This window comes from Treponema paraluiscuniculi Cuniculi A (genome assembly GCF_000217655.1).
GTDB lineage: Bacteria > Spirochaetota > Spirochaetia > Treponematales > Treponemataceae > Treponema > Treponema pallidum.
On the sequence record NC_015714.1, the window covers coordinates 749,798 to 770,732 of the forward strand.

18 protein-coding genes, 2 tRNA genes and 1 pseudogene are annotated in these 20,935 nt (G+C 54.0%); 4 read left to right on the top strand and 17 right to left on the bottom strand.

Annotated elements, in window-relative coordinates:
- Positions 1-3: 3 nt before the first annotated feature.
- The 7 genes from TPCCA_RS03400 to TPCCA_RS03430 all read right to left on the bottom strand — a co-directional run bounded on the left by TPCCA_RS03400 (position 4) and on the right by TPCCA_RS03430 (position 6,602).
- On the bottom strand, positions 4-1,017 hold the full coding sequence (locus TPCCA_RS03400) for a S66 family peptidase (protein WP_013945297.1): 1,014 nt from the start codon (positions 1,015-1,017) through the stop codon (positions 4-6).
- Positions 1,018-2,400, bottom strand: a complete 1,383-nt coding sequence (der, locus tag TPCCA_RS03405; protein WP_013945298.1) for a ribosome biogenesis GTPase Der — start codon at positions 2,398-2,400, stop codon at positions 1,018-1,020.
- 35 nt (positions 2,401-2,435) lie between these two features.
- On the bottom strand, positions 2,436-2,987 hold the full coding sequence (locus tag TPCCA_RS03410; protein ID WP_237249910.1) for a hypothetical protein: 552 nt from the start codon (positions 2,985-2,987) through the stop codon (positions 2,436-2,438).
- A 22-nt stretch (positions 2,988-3,009) separates the two neighbouring features.
- Complete coding sequence (locus TPCCA_RS03415; RefSeq protein WP_013945299.1) at positions 3,010-3,768, bottom strand: segregation and condensation protein A; 759 nt, start codon at positions 3,766-3,768, stop codon at positions 3,010-3,012.
- Positions 3,769-3,795: 27 nt separating this feature from the next.
- The gene (recA, locus tag TPCCA_RS03420) at positions 3,796-5,019 is read right to left on the bottom strand and encodes a recombinase RecA (RefSeq protein ID WP_013945300.1); all 1,224 of its coding nucleotides are present in this window, start codon (positions 5,017-5,019) and stop codon (positions 3,796-3,798) included.
- A 68-nt stretch (positions 5,020-5,087) separates the two neighbouring features.
- A tRNA-Ile gene (locus tag TPCCA_RS03425) sits at positions 5,088-5,161 on the bottom strand.
- 118 nt (positions 5,162-5,279) lie between these two features.
- Positions 5,280-6,602 (bottom strand): hypothetical protein, encoded by a 1,323-nt coding sequence (locus TPCCA_RS03430; protein ID WP_013945301.1) that lies wholly within the window; start codon positions 6,600-6,602, stop codon positions 5,280-5,282.
- A 159-nt stretch (positions 6,603-6,761) separates the two neighbouring features.
- On the opposite strand from TPCCA_RS03430, the gene TPCCA_RS03435 reads away from it, so the two are divergent.
- Together TPCCA_RS03435 and TPCCA_RS03440 are read left to right on the top strand one after the other, a co-directional pair.
- A complete protein-coding gene (locus TPCCA_RS03435) occupies positions 6,762-7,439 on the top strand; it encodes a 5-formyltetrahydrofolate cyclo-ligase (RefSeq protein WP_013945302.1) in 678 nt (225 codons plus the stop codon).
- Positions 7,440-7,526: 87 nt separating this feature from the next.
- Entirely contained in the window at positions 7,527-9,320 is a 1,794-nt protein-coding gene (locus TPCCA_RS03440; protein WP_013945303.1) for an ATP-grasp domain-containing protein, read from the top strand.
- Here TPCCA_RS03440 and TPCCA_RS03445 read toward each other — a convergent pair.
- From TPCCA_RS03445 to TPCCA_RS03465, 5 genes are all read right to left on the bottom strand, one after another.
- Positions 9,308-10,144 (bottom strand): cysteine hydrolase family protein, encoded by an 837-nt coding sequence (locus tag TPCCA_RS03445; RefSeq protein ID WP_013945304.1) that lies wholly within the window; start codon positions 10,142-10,144, stop codon positions 9,308-9,310. The genes TPCCA_RS03440 and TPCCA_RS03445 overlap by 13 nt on opposite strands.
- Positions 10,145-10,205: 61 nt before the next feature.
- On the bottom strand, positions 10,206-10,841 hold the full coding sequence (locus TPCCA_RS03450; RefSeq protein ID WP_013945305.1) for a DUF2715 domain-containing protein: 636 nt from the start codon (positions 10,839-10,841) through the stop codon (positions 10,206-10,208).
- A gap of 3 nt (positions 10,842-10,844) precedes the next feature.
- Positions 10,845-11,336 carry a DUF2715 domain-containing protein gene (locus TPCCA_RS03455; RefSeq protein ID WP_013945306.1) on the bottom strand — a complete coding sequence of 164 codons (492 nt, stop codon included), beginning with the start codon at positions 11,334-11,336 and terminating at the stop codon, positions 10,845-10,847.
- A gap of 180 nt (positions 11,337-11,516) precedes the next feature.
- The gene (locus tag TPCCA_RS03460; protein ID WP_010882145.1) at positions 11,517-11,909 is read right to left on the bottom strand and encodes a hypothetical protein; all 393 of its coding nucleotides are present in this window, start codon (positions 11,907-11,909) and stop codon (positions 11,517-11,519) included.
- 137 nt (positions 11,910-12,046) lie between these two features.
- A complete protein-coding gene (locus TPCCA_RS03465) occupies positions 12,047-12,250 on the bottom strand; it encodes a DNA-directed RNA polymerase subunit omega (RefSeq protein WP_010882146.1) in 204 nt (67 codons plus the stop codon).
- 80 nt (positions 12,251-12,330) lie between these two features.
- Here TPCCA_RS03465 and TPCCA_RS03470 point away from each other — a divergent pair.
- Positions 12,331-12,404 (top strand) — tRNA-Pro (locus TPCCA_RS03470).
- A gap of 16 nt (positions 12,405-12,420) precedes the next feature.
- Here TPCCA_RS03470 and TPCCA_RS03475 read toward each other — a convergent pair.
- The 5 genes and pseudogenes from TPCCA_RS03475 to TPCCA_RS03495 form a co-directional block, all read right to left on the bottom strand.
- Entirely contained in the window at positions 12,421-13,653 is a 1,233-nt protein-coding gene (locus TPCCA_RS03475; RefSeq protein ID WP_013945308.1) for a M23 family metallopeptidase, read from the bottom strand.
- Positions 13,653-15,773, bottom strand: coding sequence for a single-stranded-DNA-specific exonuclease RecJ (gene recJ, locus TPCCA_RS03480; protein ID WP_013945309.1), 2,121 nt, complete (start codon positions 15,771-15,773; stop codon positions 13,653-13,655). The genes TPCCA_RS03475 and recJ overlap by 1 nt, the downstream gene beginning before the upstream one ends.
- Positions 15,774-15,915: 142 nt before the next feature.
- Complete coding sequence (locus TPCCA_RS03485; protein WP_013945310.1) at positions 15,916-18,570, bottom strand: penicillin-binding protein 1A; 2,655 nt, start codon at positions 18,568-18,570, stop codon at positions 15,916-15,918.
- Positions 18,571-18,866: 296 nt separating this feature from the next.
- Positions 18,867-19,793, bottom strand: a complete 927-nt coding sequence (locus TPCCA_RS03490) for a LysM peptidoglycan-binding domain-containing M23 family metallopeptidase (RefSeq protein ID WP_049774995.1) — start codon at positions 19,791-19,793, stop codon at positions 18,867-18,869.
- Between the two features lie 61 nt (positions 19,794-19,854).
- Positions 19,855-20,333: pseudogene (locus TPCCA_RS03495) on the bottom strand (hypothetical protein).
- 65 nt (positions 20,334-20,398) lie between these two features.
- Between TPCCA_RS03495 and TPCCA_RS03500 the strand changes: the two are divergent.
- Entirely contained in the window at positions 20,399-20,914 is a 516-nt protein-coding gene (locus tag TPCCA_RS03500; protein ID WP_013945313.1) for a hypothetical protein, read from the top strand.
- Positions 20,915-20,935: the final 21 nt, after the last annotated feature.

Sequence of the window (20,935 nt, forward strand, 5' to 3'; positions counted from 1 at the left end):
AAATTACTCTAGGAGTTGCTCAACTGAGGAATGCAACTGAACAGTAATACATTTTCTATCAACATTAACTCGAATCATTCCCCCAATAGGTAATATGCAATGGGGGGTCGTATGCCCGAAATCTACATTTGCAAATAGAGGAATAGCATCAAGAGCCTTTTTCCTCGAAATGATTTTTCGCAACATGTCCATATCAATACCTGAATCCTTTTGAAATCTGCCAATGAGAATGCCACGCACCGTACAAAAATCATCCCGTTGTGTAAGTGCTTCTAAGTGGCGATCAAAATCTGTAATTGACATACGAGACGTATCCTCAATAAACAAAATACTCTTTTTCAGAGACGGTTCATATTCCGTACCTGCTAAAAGATTAAATGTACTAATATTTCCTCCGACCCCCATCCCGACCATATCTCCTCTATGGATAATTTCATACCCAGGATTAGTAATAAACTGGCGATGTTCCTGATCCTTAAACCACATATCATCACTCCATGTTTCGGATGCTAAGATATCGCACCGACCATAAAAAAAAGTGTTCTTAAAGCATTCAATAGTAAACTCAATACCTTTTTCCATACCGAATGTCGAAAAATGTGGACCATAAAAAACTGGCATTCCTGTCTTCGCATGAATTGCATTTAATAGCGCAGTGACATCAGAAAAACCACACAACAACTTAGGATTCTTTTTCAAAAGAGCATAGTCTATGTGCTGCAATAGTTGATTAGAATTAAATCCTCCAATTGCAGTGAGAATTAACTTTACTTTTTTATCTGCAAAGGCAGCATGGAGATCCGCAACTCTTTTATCAACAGATGCAGAACCTAAAAAATCCTCGTCGTACACGTGATCTCCAAAAGCAACATTGAGACCCAAACATCGAAAGCGCTCCTGTGCACGCTCAATTACCGATGAATCAATCTTACGCATTGAGCACGAGGGCGCGATTACTCGAACTTCATCAGAAGAACGTAAAAGAAGTTTTTTCATATCCACTCCTTCATCTTGCATCTATTGCTTCCGACAGTTTTTCCGTATGGTTAGCTTCACAGGGATAGAGTCTAATCCTAGGTCTTCACGAATACGATTCTGTAAAAATCGAACGTAGTTTTCCGGTATACGATCTGGCCTATTTGCAAAAAGCAAAAATTCAATAGGTCTAACCGATACCTGCACCAGGTACTTTAACGAAACGTGTCCATACTTTCTTGGAGGAGGATACGACGTTACCCAATCTTTCAATGCAGTATTGAGAGCGGAAGTCTCCACTTTTGTATTTAGTTGTGCAAAGATCTTACATACACAATGTAATGCATCAAAAATACCGTGCCCCGTTTTAGCTGATACAGGTACCACGGGAACAAAATTCATTTTCCCAAAAGCAGTCCGTACATCACGCTTTTTCTTAGCTATTAGAGAGGTACTTCCTTCCAACAAATCCCACTTGTTCAAAAGGAAGATCACACCTAAATTTCTCTTTGAGATTTGCGAAACAATCCTCTTGTCTTGTTCAGAAAATTCATCTCGGGCATCGACGATGTACAATACAATGTCAACGGCATTCAGGATGCTAATTGCTCGTATTACCGAGTAGTACTCTATACTCCCATATACCTTCTGTCTTTTTCTGATACCCGCCGTATCTGCGATAATGAATTTGTACTGTTTGAACTCAACATGACCGGTTACCACGTCTCTGGTAGTACCTGCTCTATCACACACCAGAGAAACGGTACGGCGCATGAGATAATTCATCAAAGTGGATTTTCCTGTGTTCGGCTTACCCACTATTGCAAGACGAACAACATCATCTTTCGGCAGTTCCCGGCGCTCATCGACAGAAAACAGATTTTGGATAATCGCCCTTTCCAACGCGTCTATGTTCCTACCGTGCTCGGCGCTGACACAGATAAGGGTAGAAAAACCGTACCGTGCATAATTATAATGCACCTCCTCTCCTCCCTCCGTCTTATTAACCGCAGCGATGAGTTTGCCCCAGTAGGGCCTCAGATACTGGATAACCTCCTCGTCTTCTGCACTTTCACACGTTCCATCAAGCACAAGAAGGATTTTGTCCGCACACTGTATTGATTTATACGTTTGTTCTAACACGAGAGTATCGATATGTTGTCTCGATGCCTTTTTTTCAGAAAAAACGGTAAAACCGCTCGTGTCAACAAGTCTAAGAGGAAACCCTCGTAGAATCACGGTTTCTTCAATCGAATCTCTTGTAACCCCTGACGTATTGCTGGTGATAGAGCGCCGTCTACCGAGCAGGCGGTTGAATAATGTCGACTTACCTACATTCGGTCTTCCCACAATGACCACACGAGGAAGTACCTTATATGAAAAATGACGTCCCCCGTCGCACAGGATGACATCTTGACCTTTCATCCTCCGGCCATCTCCTTTACAGACTCAGACATCACTTACAAGACAGCAAGATGCGCGCGATCCTCTTTAAATAAAAATTGGAATAGTTTCCAATTCTCCTGCTCTTTCGCCACCGTGACTTCTATGATACGAGAATCCTCGTTTTCTACATTTAATTTAAAATGAACGGTAAGAAAGTTACCCTGCATAACATTCGGTTGAGCAAACACAACTGCGCAAATACGCGGCAGCTTACCCATTCGAAATGAAAAGTAATGGGGTAAAAACTTTCTCTCTCTCTGGCACAGGTGTGGATCTATTTTTTTTTTCATAAAAGAATCAGTCATCTTTTCACAAAAAATACGCAGAGCATGTGGGATGTTTGTATGATCGATAACCCCCATACCGGACACACGGGGAAACACCCGCCCTCCACGGTAAGCATAGACATCACAGTCTACTTCCATATGATCCTGCTTGAGAGCCTTATAACGCCACGATATATGTTCCTGGACTACTCTCTCGGGCATAACCCACGAGAAATGCGAGAAATACGCGGCGGCGGCACTCCGCACGGAATCGGAAAAGACAAAAGACATGCCGCACATGCACAGCGCCCCTACGAACACATTACGCATGACATACGTCCTGAACCTTGGGAGAAATCTCCCGCGCATATAGAGTAATCGGGCCAAAAAATTCAGGCTGTGAAATATGTACACGATGCGTTTTTGCCGCCTCTAAAATTGCGACAAAGGCACACACAACATCTGCACGAGACGGCTGCTTAATAAGCTCAGTAAATACACACCGCCCCCGAACCCCAAGCAATTCCGAAAGCAATGTCAGCTTCTCATTTACCGAAACTTCTTCGTACAAATCCATAATCCACTGAGGCGTCTTTCTCACTAACCGAGTAAAGAGCATCAGCAAATCACGAACGTCACCGTGTAGGAGAGGCACTTCTGCTGGAGACAAAAACAGATGCTGCGTCTTTTTTCGCTCAACGCACCACATGTCTTCACACTCATACAGCTCCATCAGCTTGCAAAGTTGCTTGTATTTTTGATATTCGATAAGGCGCTCCACCAGCGACTGCCGAGGATCCTCGATATCCTCACCATCTAGATCTAGTTCCATTGGGAGGAGCATGCAGCTTTTAATGTACAGAAGAACCGCAGCCATTGCGTAAAACTCCGTCAGACCACGGAGATCGGGCGAGACGGTTTGATCCACGTACTGCAGATACTGAGCAGTAATTTCGCAAATAGGGATATCGTAAATGCTCAGCTCGTTCTTTTTGATGAGAAACAGCAGGAGGTCCAAAGGACCCTCAAACTGAGAAAGTTTAAACTCTTGCACAGGGACGGGAGACTCATCCATCCACATCTATTTCCACGCGCTGGCGGCCACTGACTAAAGGAGTTTCGCCGTGGTCGATTCGTCCTGAAAATGGTCATTCGCTGCAGATCCCTCCTGCACCCGACTACTCGACGCGCCCGCACCCCTGCTTGCAGAACGCCGCAACGCTTTTGCGTCCGACTCCGCCGGAGACGCCTCAAGAGAGAGAGCAGGACGCTGTTCCTGAAAGCTGGATATAAACGCCTGCTTAGGAAAAAGCTTCGCACGCACCGCCCGTTCGATCTCCAAGGTGATGTCCATATTCTGCTGCAGAAAGCCCACGGCATTGTCACGCCCCTGTCCGATCTTTTCTTCTCGGTACGCGTACCACGCCCCTTTTTTTTCGATAATTTCCTGCTTAACCGCTGCATCCAGCAAACACGAAAAGGCAGAAAAACCCTTCCCAAAGAGAATCTCCGTTTCTACCTTGCGGAAGGGGGGTGCCATCTTATTCTTTACTATCCGGATCCTTACCTTATTGCCCCACGCTTCCTCATCACCTCTTGAAAGCGTTTCCACCTTCCTAACCTCTATCCTCACGGAGGAATAAAACTTAAGTGCAATGCCGCCGGTAGTAGTCTCAGGATTCCCAAACATAATCCCTATTTTCATGCGGAGCTGATTAATAAAAATGAGCGTACACTTCGACTTATTGATGATAGAAGTAAGCTTACGCAACGCCTGACTCATAAGACGCGCGATCAGACCTACGTGGGCATCCCCCATATCCCCCTGTATTTCTGCCTGAGGCGTGAGCGCGGCAACAGAATCCACCACGATAATATCCACCGCACCTGAACGCACAAGACTTTCGGCAATCTCTAACGCTTGCTCCCCTGTATCTGGCTGCGATATCCACAGATCACCGACGGATACGCCAAGATCCTTCGCATACTGTGGGTCAAGCGCGTGCTCAGCATCGATAAAGGCTGCGATACCTCCACGCTTTTGCGCTTCTGCAACCGCGTGCAGCGCAAGGGTTGTTTTGCCAGACGACTCAGGACCAAATATTTCAATAATCCTACCGCGCGGATAACCGCCGATACCTAATGCCTCGTCAAGCAAAATATTTCCCGTGGGAATAACTTCAACACCTTGGACTGCGTCATCCTTCCCTAACTTCATGAGGGAACCTTGGCCAAACTGCTTTTCGATCTGGAGGCGCGCCGCCTCCAACGCCTTCATCTTTTCTTCAAAAGAAGAACTAACGGGAACATCCCCTTTAAGGGCTTTTGACACCACAAGCCTCCCATGAAAAACCCCGCGCAAGGCGCAAGAGACGCGCTACCACCTGCACACAAATAGTATGGGCCCAGCTGGACTTGAACCGGCGACCCGCGGATTATGAGTCCGCTGCTCTAACCAACTGAGCTATAGGCCCTTCCGGCGGGACTTGTAGCACGAAACAACACACGCGTCAATTCTTCAAAACGCTGTACAAACCCCGGGGAACACCCTCTCATCCTATCCCCATACCCCGATCTACGAAATAAACACAATTACAGGAAGCACTGGAGCACGTCCGAAAGCACCGTCTCGCCCATGCGCGTACGCGCACGAACATAACTTTGAGATTCAGTATCCCCGGTCTCCGTGCACTGTGCAGTAAAGTGATGCGTATACGCTCCCTTTGGGAAATCCCACACATGCAGCTGCGCGAACAGCACACACCTCCAGCGTGCATCAGAGTCGCGTTCAAGACGCCTTACCTGAGTCAAGCCAAACACAAGCCTACGGACATTCCCCCCAAACTTTTTACGCGCGCGCGCGATTACCGCGTGGTCCGGCACCTTACCTACCCCGTACAAACTATCAAGCCCGATGTTCACAAACCGACGCTTCAAAAGACCCCCGAGCAAACGGGTGGCCGTCAGATTCTCGTGCGTCAGCGGCCGTCCTGTCTTCCCATAATCTAGAATACATATCGTTGTAGATACCTGCCTGCGCACGGAATGCTGTTTTGGATCAGACGAAGGCGCCGCAACGCGACACACCAAATTAGCAAGCGCAGGCTCCCCCGCTGCGCTGTTTTCTTCCCCCTCGGGGGACGGTATGGTAGACACGACAGGTTCGGGAGATGAGGGTCGTTCCTGCAACGCAGACTCCTGTGCACAAAGGGAAGGAGCATGTACCAAAGCGGCAGTGTCAAACGAAAGCGTCACCTCCTGCGAAAGCGCCGCTGACGGAAAGGGGAAAAAGAGCACTCCCTGCGTATCTGCGCACAGCGTCACCTGCATCACATCGCCATGTTCAGGACCAATTTGGTAGCATAGCGTAAAACGCCCACGCTGTAGTGGCCACACGCTGTCGCGATACTGCAACGTGGCACTGACCCCTACATGGGTCGGCGGTGCAACGCGCGGAGCAAGGCGTATACCTTGCAGTAGCGCACGGACATACGCGTGCAGCGCACGGCTACGCGCCGTGTCAGTCTCAGAAGAAGGGTCATATAACGCTTCAAGCTCATTAAAAGCAGCGTATGTGTCCCCCGTACAGAGCGCATCCGTGATGCGCATACCCTCTTCTGTGTCAAAAAACGCCTGCAATTCCGCGTGGTGCTCGGCAGGGATATGTCCAACAGTACCCTGCACCCACGCAGACCCCCGCCCAGGAGAAAAAGACGCCGGGGATTCAGACACACTCGCATCTGCCGCGCCCGCCTCATTCCCCATTGCCACAGCATGAGAAACATGCTCAGAAGCATGGGCCACACCCGAAGAATTCAGGCCATCCGCATTCAGGGAAAAACTTGAGCGTGTCTGTGACGTACAGGCGCCAAAAAGCACACTCCACACCCACACCGTACAAAAAAAACGGTCCATGTATAATCTACACCTCTTTATTCTGCAGCGCACACCACAGCCGCGTGCTAAAGTACCGTCACGGGCCCTTCGTTACAGCCACCCTACGATATCCACCAAAGACACATCACGTCTTCTTTTCGTTAGGGACGTGCAGGACGACGCCGACACCACCCATACATGAACGCAAAGCAAAATGCCCGTCGCATCGCTTCCGCACGGCTGCGCGCCTTCCGCGCCTCCCCTACCGCTCCTGCCTATCCAGCACACTCCCTTTTCACTGCACAGACAGCGTACCAGCGTGCACGCACTGTGTTCTTCTATGCGCCCCTGCCCCTAGAAATAGACCCCTACGCCCTTGCATACACTGCAGAAAACGCAGGAAAGCACGTAGCTCTTCCTCGCGTATCGGGAAACGACTTGCACTTTCACGCAGTCACGTACGCGTGCACTCCCCACCCCTCTGTTTCCTGCTTCACCACCTTGTGCCCTAGGACCAGGGGGATTAGAGAACCCGATGCACACAGTCCACGCCTCTACCCCCCGCACCCTTCGCCCAATACTCCTGCACAAAGAACACTTGCCCTACCGCTTTTGATCGTAGTTCCCGCACTGGCATTCAGCACAAATGGCGCACGCCTCGGCCGCGGCGGAGGACACTACGATCGCTTCCTCGCCCGGATCGCCGCTACCATACCAGCAGGAAGCTACTACACGCTCGGCCTCTGCTTTGATTGCCAAATCATGGCTGTCATTCCTCAAGAAGCACACGACCAATCCGTACACGCGGTGCTCACCGAAACTCGTCTCATTTCCTGTGCCACGGCGCGTGCACCAGCGCCACCGTTCTCTTTATAGTGCCTTATTCCTCCATTCTAATCACACACGTGCATGCACCAAGGGGACAGCGCCGTGCTATCTTCCCAGAAAGGAGGATGAAAACACGTGAAAACCATTCTCATACTGGGTGCAGGAACCATGCAAGCCCCTGCACTTCGCGCAGCACGGGAGCTTGGGCTGTGGGTGTGCGCGGTAGATGGGAATCCGCATGCACCGTGCGCGGCGCTTGCAGACGAGTTTGCCCCAATCGATTTGGCCGATAGCGCCGCGCTCGTCGCTCACGCGCGCGCAATTCGCGCGCGCCGCGGCTTGGATGCCGTGTTCACCGCGGCAACAGACTTTTCCGTTTCCGTCGCTGCCGTCGCCGAGGCCTGTGCACTCCCCGGCCACCGATTGGAGGCAACCAAAAACGCTACGGATAAAACGCGCATGCGTGCCTGCTTCACACGCGCCCGACTGCGCTGCCCCCGCTTCACGTTCCTTGAGCCTGACTCGTTCGCCTGGGACACACCGTCTGGGCATGCCCGACTGTGTTCCCACCTGCATGGCGCTGGACTCTCGTTTCCTCTCGTCGTAAAACCGACAGACAACATGGGAGCCCGCGGCTGCACGCTCGCGCAATGCAAGGATACCCTCATAAATGCCTGCGCCGTGGCGCGCCAGTTCTCTCGCAGCGGCCGGGTGATTATCGAGGAATTTATTGTCGGAAGAGAGTTTTCCCTGGAAGGGCTCATATTCGACGGGACGTTGTACGTCACCGCACTTGCCGATCGCCACATCTGCTTTCCTCCCTCATTCGTAGAAATGGGACACACGCTCCCGGCAGCGCTCTGTACACAAGACGCACAAGCGCTCATCGACACCTTCCACAACGGTGTGCGGGCACTCGGGCTCACCCATGGCGCCGTGAAAGGAGATCTCTTCCTGAGTACCCCCTCCCCGACGAAAACTCCATCCACTGCCGCCACACCCAACCCTTCTGCCCCGTACACACCCGAAGCAGTATTGGGAGAAATTGCCGCACGCCTTTCAGGGGGCTTCATGTCTGGCTGGACGGTGCCGTACGCTCTGGGTTTCGACGTCACACGCGCTGCATTGCACGTGGCGCTTCACGGTCCTTCAGCTGCTGCTTCGGCTGCCACCGCGTCTGTCACCCCCCCTCCTACTGCGCTCACCGTGCTGCGCACACAGCTCACCACTCTGTCTCCTCTTCCAGAAAAAAGCCCATACGCCAGCGCAGAACGCGCGTGGATTTCCATTCCCGGGGTAATACACCGAATCTGGGGCCTTGCAGACGCTCAACAGATTGCCTACGTTAAAAACGTGTTCGTACGTATGCAGGAAGGAGCCGCGGTGCGCTTTCCTCGTAATAATGTGGAAAAATGCGGCAACGTGCTGAGTCAGGCCCCCACCCGTGCACAGGCTATCGCCGCAGCAGAAACCGCGTGTCGCTGCATTGTACTCCGCCTTGTTCCTGCACACCCTGCAACAGACGCCTTTCTAGCAAGAAAACGCAGCGCAGAATCAGCGGCCAGCCCAGCGCTCCAGGACGCTGATTCTGAGTACGCAGCGTCTGCATCACACCCCTTTGGGCAAGAGAGTATACCGGACATCGTCTGCGATGCCTCAGGACGCTTCTTTACCTCTGAGGTTGCCTGTGCACCGCTCGTGCGCACAGGACTCTTCCTTATCCCCGAGCCACTGGTGCGCGCTGACGCACGAGACGTGCAGGGTCGCAGCATCCATGCGCTGTGTACCCTTGCACTTAAGGTAGAGCCTGCGCTCGAACCTGCGCTGTGCTTTGCGCGTTCCCAAAACCTCGCAGAGTTATGGCGCGCACTTATTCGCGGTGGCATTCAAGGATTGCTATACGCGTTTGACTCCTCTCAACTGTCCTGATGTTCAGTGCCAGAAAAAATAAAACGCGTGCGCAAAAGCTCTGCGGCCTCAGTCATACGCAGCCACGTCAGTCCCTGTGCACAGAGAGTCTGCACGGACGCGGCCGTTTTTTGCTCAAAACCAGGCACCACGCTACTACCGTCCTTCAACAAACTCACGCGTGAGAGGACCCCTGCGCGCTGCATATCCTGCAGCGTACACACAACACAATGCGAGAGTGCTTCACCTGCTACGAAAATACGCTCATGTGCGCGGAGCATTTGGCAGCGCTTAACAAAAAGAGAATCCGCAGTCCCTTGAGACGCTGGATACTCCGAGGACAGCACACTAAATTGTTCCACACAGGGGTTTTCTCCTTTAAAGAAAAACTGAGGACGTCTTGTACGATGCGCGCGCTGCCAAAAGCGCACTGCCTCCACGATAAGCGGGTGCACCCCCTGTCCCCAACTGCCACGCACACAATGCTCGGGCCAAAGGTATAGAGGCCCCTTTCCGGTATATGCACGGAATGCCAAGTACCCCGCTACGGTCTGTACATAGCCGACACGCACAGGCACACACGCCCCAGAACGCAAACGTTCGAACGAAACTGTATCAAAAGGACCGAGAGCATCTCCTGTCAGGGAGCGCCAAAAACAGGAGTGCGCAACGTGCATCCGTGGGTGCCGATCGCAACTTACGTACAATGCATCCACATGCGCAGCGTGCACGCGCAAGAACTCAGCAACGCGCACACAGTCCTGATCCGCGCCGGGAACGAACAACGAACCGCGTGGATCGCAAAAATCATTTTGAAAATCAACCAAAAAAAAGGCTCTGCTCATAGGGAAGCGCGCGCAGGAATGCGCACGCGCGTGCGCGCATACCCCACCCCAGCAGCACAAGCTAGACCCGGAACACAGGCCCCATCTGCACCGTCAGCGGACACTCCAAACAATACTTTTGCAAAAACTGTTCCCATTTCAAATCAGTGGAGCCTGCGCCGTTCTTACACTGCTCGAGATTCGCAGTAATCGGGATACCCACACCGCTTGCCACACCGACAGACAGTCCCACAACCCGCGTAAAAAAGAAATGAAAGTCAAGGTTCACAGGAACACCGACTATTTTGTCCTTGGTAGACATGATATCCACACCCGTAGAAGGCAGAAAGAACGCCCACTCTCCCATACGGAGTGCCCACCCCAATAGGAACTGCGCGCGGAACAGGAGCGTAGAAAGCCCCGCATCCAGCTGCGTGATGAAAGTAAACCCGTTCTCCGCAGAAACTCCCACCGAAAGCCCCAGCGTGGGGGTGAAGGCCAGTATATCGGTGCGATTCGTACCTTTCGTTCCGCCCGCACCGTTCGCGCCCTTTCCCCACACAAAGACTCCCACCTGTCCAACTCGGGGAGAAACAAAAACCTGCGCGGCGTTCGCGTCAGTGCAAAAACCCCACAACACCGCCAAAAAGAGCGCACCCCCCCCCGCCACCGAACGGCGCAAGCGGCACACCACCTCACCCTCACACCAACCACCCATACACTACACTCGGAACGTCGGCCCTATCGTGAGCGAGAGCGGCAAGGTAAACTCCTTGAAATCAAGGTCACGAACACCAACGGCCGTACTCGCAGCAACCGCAACTCCGGCAAAGGAAGTGAGATAGTACTGCACCTCTAAGTTCAACGGTACACTGTACAGCAGCTTGCTATACCACGCAGACGACGTAGACGATTCCCCTTCAGACGTCGCACACGAATCACCGCAGATATTCACCCCACTGGAAACGATAGCCCGCAGCCCTCCCACGCGCACCGCATAGCCAATCAACGCCTGTGCACGCACAAAGACATTGGTCAACGAACTTTCCGCCGAAGCTGAAATCGTTAGGCCGTTCACCAAAATTAGCCCCAGGTCAACCCTTCCAATCAGTCTATCAAAAGACACACCCTTACCCGACGACGTACCGCCCGAACTACCGTTACTCCCAAACTGATACACACCCGTGATCCCAATCTTAGGAGAAAGAAACAACTCAAGCGCGCCAAGCTAAGAAAAACACAGCACCACCGCCGAACATGCCAGCAATCTTCCCATACCCACACAACCCCCACTCTCCAAAAGAGTCCATACCCAGCCTCAGAACCTCGGCCAGGCGGGGTGTAGCCTCCCCCCTATCCTCAAAAAAGTCAAGTACTTCTGCCTGCACGTGCCCTACGCGCGCAAGTCAAAAAGCTCAGGCCCCTGTACTTCTACTGAGGTGTAAGGAAGAGACTCCCCCCGCCGTTTGGTCTCGTCCACTTGCTTCTGAGAAAAAAGCTCTGCGGCGCGGAGCAGTGTCTCCTGCCGCTTCTGCACCGCCATGTCTGCCGCTTCTGCCGCTACCCGACGCTGCACTATTAGCCGTTCGACCAACGCGTCCAAAATCTGCAGCTCAGACACCGACACCCCTGCCTGCCCTTGCTCCGCAGGAGTCGCATCAACATGTTCGAAATGAGCGTATATCACCTGATTCGAGGGTACAGGGAGCGAGATATTGCCCCCTGAGGTTACCTGTAAAAGTCCGTCGTAACACAAATTCTGTAAAGGCGCCGCGGCCATCACCATAGCATCCCCACCTCCGCCCCCTCTATCGGCAGAAGGAAGAGTGTGACTTAGAACCGGCCCTTTATTGAAAAACAACTTCTAGAAAACAAACTCCTAATCTGCCCCCGCAGGAGCGGACTGTTAATGTCCAAACCGCGCTACCCTAACTCCTGCGGCTCTATCCGGTAGTCCACCGTTCCTGAAAACACCTGCTGCGCTGCAGCGGACACCACCTTTCCCCCAAGTTCATCCAAAACAGGGTCGCAAACCGCTGCGAGTTGAAAAGCTCGACGCGTTGCTGCACACGTAATCTCATAAATATTGCCCTGAAACTCAATCAACTGCTGCATTGGGAAAATCATGGGTCATCGTAACACCATATCGCACCGCGCAACAAGCACCGCTTGACGTACACGATCCCCCCTGTGTAGAATGCGCGCCGCGGGCAATGGCGCAGTAGGTTAGCGTACAAGTCTGGGGGACTTGGGGTCCCCGGTTCGAGTCCGGGTTGCCCGAGGAACAGCTGGCCAGCTCACCCCGGTGGGCCGTTTGTGTCTTTGGGAAGCGGCGTGCCCGGCTGCGTCTCGCCTGTAGGTTGTAGCTTCCGTAGTTCGTTCTTAGGCAGGTGTGTAAGGAATGGCGGGGCTAGTAGGCACTCAGGGTCTATCGGCGTGCTATTTATCCGTGCTTCCCAGTGTACGTGAGGCCCGGTGGAGAACCCGGTGGTTCCGCTGCGCGCAATGAGCGTGCCCGTTGACACGTACGTATCTTTTTTCACCAGCAGCTCGTTCAGATGGTAGTACGCTGTGTACAGCCCCGGGGCGTGCTCCAGTACCACGCTCCAACCCGTGGTTGTCCGTTGCTCTGCGAGTACCACCCTCCCTGTACCTGCTGCATACACCGCCGTTCCCACCGGAACTCCAAAGTCCTTCCCCCAGTGGTACTGCGCAGAGCGCGTCCCGTCGGTGTACACAAAGACGCGCGCCTGCCCAAACACCGACGTACACCGTCGAGATTCCACCGGTTGTCGAAACGGCCCTAAAAAGGCCCGAGTCTGAGGGGAGGTCACGGTCCAGAGCGCCTTCAGGCGCTCACGCTGCACCTTTTTGCGCTCACTCTTGTCCTGCGCAATGGCGGTATTCTTGCGATCTAAGCGTAATTCCTCACGGGGAAACTCCTTTTTCTCAATGCGCAGCGGCGCACGCCGCACATATGGCTTCCCTCCCGGCACACGCACCTGCGCTTCAAGCATCCAATCCCCCGGTTCCCAGAAAATCGATATCCCCAGCAAGGCAACGTGCGTCACATCCTGAGAACCTGCACGCGAGACGCCAGCGGTTGCCGCGTCCGTCCCTAACTGAGCAATACCCTTTGGGGGAAGCGCAAAAGCGCGCACCGTCTTTGCTTCTTTACCCGCAGGGGTACGCAGCACCAGATGTACCTCGGTATGCGCCTTGTCCTTTTCTTGCAATGCCACTAAAGAAAAAGTGGCCATCGCACACGCACCTTGGGATACCTGACGCGGGAACTGCATAGCGATACGTTCGAAATGTGCAGGAACCACCTGACGCTCCGGCGGCGGCACCGCAGCCGAATGAAGCAGGAAGGATACCGCGCTGACAAAGACACCAGAGAACAAGAGTACTTCGCACAGACCACGCTCCCAACGAACACTTCTTTTCACCGACGGTGACTGCACGCCCTGCGTCTGCACTGTCCTTTTAGCGTTCACCCCCGGTGCGCGTCCTACTCTCTCTGCACCCATCACTCACTCCTCCACAAATCTTGAATGACCAGCTGCGGTGTGCACGTTCCCTGAAACGTGTTACGCGTCACTTGAAAAACCGCGTCAACTACATCCCCCACTGCAAACTCCTGTGCCAACTTTTCCCCTGCTCCCCAGTAAATTGCGGGCCATTTATGCACCTGTGCATCCAAGGTCAATTTTACGTGCACACGTTCTGTACGCCCAAAAAGCGATGCAGAAAAAATTTTCAATTTCTTCGCCAAAAAGCACAACGGGGGATTGCCTTCTCCGTACGGCTCAAAGCGATCGATAAGGGTCAAAAGCCCCCGCGTCATCTGCGTAGCATCCAGTTCTGCATCAAATTCTCCACACTCTTGCGCGCTTTCATCAGCAAACTCAATGGTTGCCGCATACAGTTCCATACGGTGCAATAGCTGGGGAATTCGCTCAGAGGGAATCGAAAAACCCGCCGCAAATGCATGCCCCCCATAATCAGAGAACAAGTCCGCAAGGGGATCTAAGAGCGAAAATAGGTGATATCCCCGCGCCGAACGCAACGATCCTACCGCGTGCCCGTCTGCCATTATACAAATGATCACACAAGGCACGCGCAGCGCCTCGCTCAAACAGTTTGCAAGAATCCCCGTAACGCCCCGATGAATCTTATCGCTACAAACTACTGCCAGGCGGTTGCTGTACGTCTCAAGACTTGCACGCGCAAGAGGCTCAGCAAGTGCACGAGCACTCCTTCCTAATTTTTTTCGCTGTTCGTTCAATTGCACCATTTTTCGTGCCTGCAGCGCGCGCTGCGAAGCTTCGCGCATTAAAAACAGTTCCACTGCACGGTGCGGACACCCTAACCGCCCCGTTGCATTGATAAGCGGCACAATACTCCACCCTACCTCTACGGTTCCTAACTTCTTCCCCATGAGACGCTGTATCGCAAACAACTCACGCAAACCCACACGTGGCGCCTCATTCATCGCCTGCAGACCGTAGCGGACCATAATACGGTTCTCCCCCGCTAACACCATAAGATCAGAAAGCGTAGAAATTGCCACAAGCTGCAATTCATCCGCCGCGCCCCGGTAGAGCTGGGTATCTTTCTGCACAAAAGTTATAAAAAGATTGATAAAGCTTTCGATTTCCTCCATCGGTTTTGAGCGCGCACGCCCGATGCGAGAAAAGTTCTTCATCCTTAAAAGGCTTGCGCGTTCACATTGGGGAAAAAACGCGGCCATACGCGGCCGCACATCGGTAAAACGCCAGGGAAACTCTCCACCAAACACTTTGGCCAACTGCGTGCGCACCACCTGCTCATCCCATACGAAAACTTCCTGACCCTCCAGGAAGGCGCCAAGACGCGTATGAGATGGCAGGAGCATACGTGGGACCACCGTTTCCGAAAGCCGGTCCACCACCTCCATATTACACATTTTTACAGCCTCAATCGTATACGCCCCAGTCACCGGACGAACGTGTAGAAGCACCACAGGCCGCTGATACCAGCCGCTGGTACTGAAACGGAGCGCCGTTACCACCTTCCACGCAGTTGCACAGCCTGAGAGAAACTCGTGCGGATACCCTGCACCTGGCACTTTTGCATTAATGATAATTGCATCAGGGAGTGTCTCAGGGGCCGCATGGTGATCAATAACCAGTACGTCAATACCTCTGTGACGCGCATACGCAATTTCTGCGCGATTAGAAATACCGCAGTCAACGGTCACAATGAGAGTACCCCCTGCGGCCGCATGCTCATCTACTGCATTGCACGAGAGCCCATAGGGCTCATCGGCAACCGGCACGCGCCAGCACACCGTCAAGCCAAATGCACAGAGAGCCTCAAAAAGAAGGGTGGTGGCGCTAATACCGTCTGCATCACGATCCCCAAAGATGAGCACCTTTTCTTTCCGCTCATGCGCAAGACGCAAACGGTCAACTGCAGCGCTCATCGCATGGAAACGGAACGGTCCTGGCAGATAGCGTAGATCACGCTCAAAATGAAAAAGGAGTGCGTCAGCATCCACTACCTTGCGACGCACAAGGATGGCCGCCTCAAGCGCCGAGCACCTATACCGCGCGGTAAGCTCGCGGACACGCCCTTCGTCAAGTGCCTTTGCACGCCACCGTTTCATGCGTAGCCCTTCCTCCGAGAGAGTACCACCCGACGCAAGAGAACCTGCCAGAATGGCCACACGCACCACGCACGCGCCCCGCGTGCCGCGACGCTTTCCGTCGGCGAAGCCATCTTCCTCTAAAGAGACTGCCCAATCTTTCTTACGGACCGGTATCCAGACTCTGCACACCACGAGCAGGATCGTCCTGCACGTCTTCTGACTCCTCCTCTGGAGCGTCACGCGACAGGTCGGGTGCAGACGGCACAGGCACATGCGGCGCATCAAAGAGCGGCGCTTCCTGCGGATGCACCGGCGCAAAAGGATTGCTCGGGACAAGCACCTCCCCCTGCACGCCCAGTGAACCCAGTGGCGGATCTTCAAAGACGCGCGGGTCTATATGCAGCCCCTCTTCGCTCACTGCCGGCCAGAACCCAGTACTGTATCCACTTTCCTTCAACCGTTCTTTAGCCAGTTCCTCAAGCATCTTCCCACTTTCATGGTACGAACAAAAGCGCTCAGGCACCGTGCCAGGCAAAAATGACAGAGAAACAAGCTCATCCCCACAGTACGGGGTAGGCAGCAATCCTGATTTTGCACACACCGCCTGGTACACCAACCCTGTTTCAGGACGAACAAATGCCCGGTGCGGCTTATCCTGATGAATAGCCCGCATAAAACGAGCCCACGGAGGACCTGCGAGCGTCGCGCCCGTGCTATGCAATCCGAGCGATCGGTCTCCTTTGTCAAAGCCAAACCACAACACTGCAGTGTAATAAGGGGAGTATCCAACCGCCCACGCATCAGACCAGTTTTGCGTAGTCCCCGTCTTCCCCGCAACCGGCATAACAAACGATCGCCCCGTTGCAGGGTCTTGATATGTAAATGCGCGCGCCCGCTCAGAGGCCACCGCCAACGTCCCCATCGTTACCGTTTTCTCTAGCATATTCGTCATGAGCGCCGCGTTCTCCGCAGAGATCAGTTGCGTTGCCGCACCCTGCGCGCGCAGGCGGGCCCGCACTTCCCGTTCTGGATCCAAAATTACCCGCCCTAAACGATCCTCCACTGAACGCACTGCAATCGGTTCTACCGCTTTGCCCCCATTTCCAAACGCTGCAAATGCACGCGCAAGCTGAATCGGCCGGAGGGCAACTACGCCCAACGCAAGCGGATAGACGCGTGGGAAGGTGTGCTCAATCTCCTGCCGATCGGTTATATGCAGGAGCGTCGCCGCACGCTGGATTACCGCGTCAAAACCGACCATATCCAGTACACGAATAGCAGGAATATTGAGCGACTGCGCAAGCGCCTTCCATGCAAGCACTACCCCCTGCCATTTTCCCCCATAGTTGTTGGGAATATACGAAACACCATTGCGGCTGAACACCTGCGGTGCATCGTGCAACTGCGTTGCCATCGTGAGCTTTTTGCTATCCAACGCCGCAGAATACACCAGAGGCTTAAATACACTGCCTGGCTGCAACAATCCTTGCGTTGCACGAATCACTTGGTTAGAAGCACCGAACCTGCTGCCCCCTACGAGAGCTGTAATGTATCCGGTATCGTTCTCAAGCGCGATGAGCGCACCTTCCACCCGCTTACGTGCAATTTCATCGCGCACCAGAGAGGCGCCTTTGTCAGACAACGTTTTAAGATTGTCGAGGCCGAACATCAGCGCCATAACATTCACCAGGGGACTGAGCGTACTGCGGTAATACGCGCCGCTTTTTGCCTTCATGCGCCGGTCACCGACGTGCAACTGCGGAACGTTGAACACCAACCCCAATAGCTCGCTGATATTGCTGTACAGTTCTCTGCGCGCAACGTGTGTGAGAGAAGATTTTTGCACGTGTGCATTGGCCTGCTCCAGCGTTTGCTCAACTTGCTGCTCTGCAACCAACTGATGACGCAAATCGCACGTGGTATGCACGGTATACCCGTCCTGGTACAAATTCATCGTGCCGTACATCATGCGGTCCAGCTGCCTCCGCACATACTCGGAAAACCAACGCGCCTTATCCGCACGGGCATAGAACGCAGAACTTGTGGTGCGAGTGTAATCGAAATGCGCCCAGTAGTGCTCGTAGGACTCATCCCGTTCTTGTTCACTGAGATAGCCAAGGCGCGTCATTTCATGGAGTACGTAACGCTGACGGTCTTGAGCGCGGTTAGGATATTCAAAGGGATTGTAGTGTGCCGGGTTAGAAAGCAAAATAACCAAGAGTGCCGCCTCTGCTGCGCTCATCTGACGTACTGAATGGCCAAAGTAGAAGCGGGCGGCCGCTCCTACGCCGTAGGTGCCGCCACCGAAGTAGACGCGGTTCAAATACAACTCCATAATTTCGTTCTTGGAATAACGCCGTTCCATATGGAGTGCCCACCACAACTCTTTGATTTTACGCCTGAGACTGCGGTCGCTGCGGTCTGAATAGAGAAGACCTGCTATCTGCTGGGTCAGCGTACTCCCACCCCCTAAGGCGCGACCGGTGAGGGTGCCGACAAGGGCACGGAAAATAGCCTTGATGCTGTAGCCGTGGTGGGTATAGAAGGAGCGGTCTTCGCGGGTGAGTAAAGCGTGCACAAGGTGTGAAGACAAGTCAGCAAAGGAAACGATTTCGCGCTTTTCGTCTGAGGAAAACTCAGTGATCAAATCACCCCGAATGTCCAGGATTCTGGTGGGAAGCGCCGGATTGAAGCGGGTGAACCGCTCGCTCTGCTTAATGTTTTCAATGGAGGCAAGCAAGAACCCAAAGAGCGCAGCTCCCCCCACCAACAGACCGCACAGCAACACCAGATACAGGTAACAAACGCGACGCATGGGCCAAGAGCGGAACACAAAAAGGCGAAAACTTCAAGGCAAGAGGCAGAAGACCGTCAACGGCGCACACCCCACGATGCACTCAGGCAGACACACAAAAAGGCCGGCTTTCTCAAACCGGCCCCACTACGTACCGACCGCGCGATAGGTGGGAGGGGAACCACGCAGCCGGCACCCCCAGTATCGGTTCTACCTGCAAAACCTTGAGCCTGGTGCGAACCCCACGCCCAACGGTAGTGCCACAGAGAGGAGGATCGCGTCGACACCTCACCTGTCGGCGCCCCGACCGTCACGTATCAGCGGAACTTTTCCATGAATCGCTCAGGATTTTGGGGTACCCCCGCTTCCCGTACCTCAAAATGCAAGTGTGGCCCGGTCGATGCGCCTGTCGATCCCACATTGCCGATCACCGCTCCCACACTCAGTTTTTGCTGTACACGGACGCGCACTGCACTCAAATGTCCGTATAAGCTGTGCCTTCCGTCTGTGTGCCGCAAAATCACGTACTTGCCATACAGACGATTGTACGCAATCGTCGCCACCTGTCCGCTCGCACACGCATACACCAGCGCGCCCATGGGAGCGGCAAGATCTATACCTGGATGATAACTCAGCCGCCCGGTGAACGGGCTTTTGCGTGCGCCAAACCCTGAGGTGAGTCTTCCAGACGCCAATGGAAAACGATAAAACGGCTTAAGAAAGAAGGCACGCACCGTTCCGTCAAACAAGGCCTGAGGCGCGCACACTACCTCCCGCTTTTCTCGCGTATGCGTTGTCTGCGCAGTCCCCGGAAGGGAAAGAAAAAAAGACGGCCCTTGACCCTTTTTTATCAGTGCGTAAATGAGCCGCTCTAAGGGAAGGTGCGGATCCGCAGAAACGTACAGTCCCGGAACGGTTGGCAAAAGCAACGTACGCCCCTCAAGGGGGGTATGCAGCGTCTCAATACGGTTCAAACTAGCCACCGCGTCATAGGGAATACCGCAGCGCGCGGCGATACGGATGATGGTGTCTGCCTTTTTTACGCGATATGCATAAAAACGCAAGGGTAAATCGTTTCCCCGCTTGCCTTGCGCCAATGCCACGCGCGCAGCGCGCACGTCATCGCTATACTGACGGAAGAGCGCATCCTTCCCTTGCAGCTGCCCTATCAACGGATAGGGACCGCACACCGCAGGATGTGCCACACACACACACAGGCAGGAGCACACCGCTGCGCGCACCATCTGCACGCGCAGGAGAAAAGAGGACGGAGAAAATGGGCACAGACGCATCACACGCAGCCGCTTAGCACTCCTGCGCGGGGTGAACTTCCGCGGAGGACGAGGGCCCCATAGCACCGACTTCCCCTGCTTGCACTAAAACGCATGGCTCCTGCGCGTCGGCCCTACGCCCTGCACGTCGCACCCGTGCATAAGAAAGAGCGTTGCACACGCGTCTCAGTCCCCACAGGACCGCACTGCCGCCATAGAGCAAACCGCTCAACACCGAGAAAACACGCGGACGATACACCGCCAACGCCCAGAGAGGGTAGACGAGCGCGCAGCCGAGCGCAAACGAAAGTACAGCAAGCATCGCAGCGAGTGCTCCAATGCGCGCGACGCGTACGATCGCCCAAAGCGCGCACGGGCGGCGACGAACCTCACACCGCTTCAAACGACCCATACTCCCCCTCCAAGAGAGGGCAATTGTACTGCCACCTGTGTACACGTGCAAGCGTTGCACGGCACACCACTCACCGCGTGGTATGCGGGCGTGCCGCGCATAGCTCACACTACACGCTTGGAAACAGGTCCTTGACGAAACAAAAAACCAGCTGCAGACTAGCTCCGTGGACGCGCAGGAGCGGCGTTTTTCCTGTGCTGCAGTTGGTGCCTTCTTGAAGGTACCTGCGATTGCAGCTGGCGCTGCGTTCTTTTTATCCATTGCAACAGCGGCGGTAGCGCGCAACGCGCGCGTGTATGTGTCGGTCGCCCGTGCGACTGTCCTTGCTTTAGGCGCAGGAGTTACCGCGTACGCGCTGCGGGCCCTTCTTGCATATGTGGTTCCCGACCTCCTTGTTCAAGAAGATGGGAAGATGCCCATCCCTCATGTGGATCTGACGCTAGATGACGTGGTCGAGCCCTCGTTTGCGTCGCCGGGTGGCGATGTCGTACAGGAAACTGATGACAGCTTTGACTCGCTCATCCCTACAGGAGAGCTCGGCGAGCTGGGGTACTCTTTCTCCCCGTCTACTCCTTCCTTCGAGGACAAGACCTCTGATCTCGTCGGTGACGTTCTCACTGACCTACCCGAGACTAAACGCATGGCACGCGCCATCCGAACCGTGCTCTCCCAAGACACCTAGCGAGCCGGCTTGTATTTTCAT

What these genes read in the sequence shown, in the direction of transcription:
- TPCCA_RS03465 (WP_010882146.1), bottom strand. Translation starts at nt 12,250, where the DNA reads ATGATTTTCCCAATGCAGCAGTTGATTGAGTTTCAGGGCAATATTTAT.
- TPCCA_RS03415 (WP_013945299.1), bottom strand. Translation starts at nt 3,768, where the DNA reads ATGTGGATGGATGAGTCTCCCGTCCCTGTGCAAGAGTTTAAACTTTCT.
- recJ (WP_013945309.1), bottom strand. Translation starts at nt 15,773, where the DNA reads ATGAAACGGTGGCGTGCAAAGGCACTTGACGAAGGGCGTGTCCGCGAG.
- TPCCA_RS03460 (WP_010882145.1), bottom strand. Translation starts at nt 11,909, where the DNA reads ATGGTGATGGCCGCGGCGCCTTTACAGAATTTGTGTTACGACGGACTT.
- TPCCA_RS03430 (WP_013945301.1), bottom strand. Translation starts at nt 6,602, where the DNA reads ATGGACCGTTTTTTTTGTACGGTGTGGGTGTGGAGTGTGCTTTTTGGC.
- TPCCA_RS03450 (WP_013945305.1), bottom strand. Translation starts at nt 10,841, where the DNA reads ATGGGTGGTTGGTGTGAGGGTGAGGTGGTGTGCCGCTTGCGCCGTTCG.
- TPCCA_RS03400 (WP_013945297.1), bottom strand. Translation starts at nt 1,017, where the DNA reads ATGCAAGATGAAGGAGTGGATATGAAAAAACTTCTTTTACGTTCTTCT.
- der (WP_013945298.1), bottom strand. Translation starts at nt 2,400, where the DNA reads ATGAAAGGTCAAGATGTCATCCTGTGCGACGGGGGACGTCATTTTTCA.
- TPCCA_RS03490 (WP_049774995.1), bottom strand. Translation starts at nt 19,793, where the DNA reads ATGGTGCGCGCAGCGGTGTGCTCCTGCCTGTGTGTGTGTGTGGCACAT.
- TPCCA_RS03445 (WP_013945304.1), bottom strand. Translation starts at nt 10,144, where the DNA reads ATGAGCAGAGCCTTTTTTTTGGTTGATTTTCAAAATGATTTTTGCGAT.
- TPCCA_RS03475 (WP_013945308.1), bottom strand. Translation starts at nt 13,653, where the DNA reads ATGGGTGCAGAGAGAGTAGGACGCGCACCGGGGGTGAACGCTAAAAGG.
- TPCCA_RS03435 (WP_013945302.1), top strand. Translation starts at nt 6,762, where the DNA reads ATGAACGCAAAGCAAAATGCCCGTCGCATCGCTTCCGCACGGCTGCGC.
- TPCCA_RS03410 (WP_237249910.1), bottom strand. Translation starts at nt 2,987, where the DNA reads ATGTGCGGCATGTCTTTTGTCTTTTCCGATTCCGTGCGGAGTGCCGCC.
- TPCCA_RS03485 (WP_013945310.1), bottom strand. Translation starts at nt 18,570, where the DNA reads ATGCGTCGCGTTTGTTACCTGTATCTGGTGTTGCTGTGCGGTCTGTTG.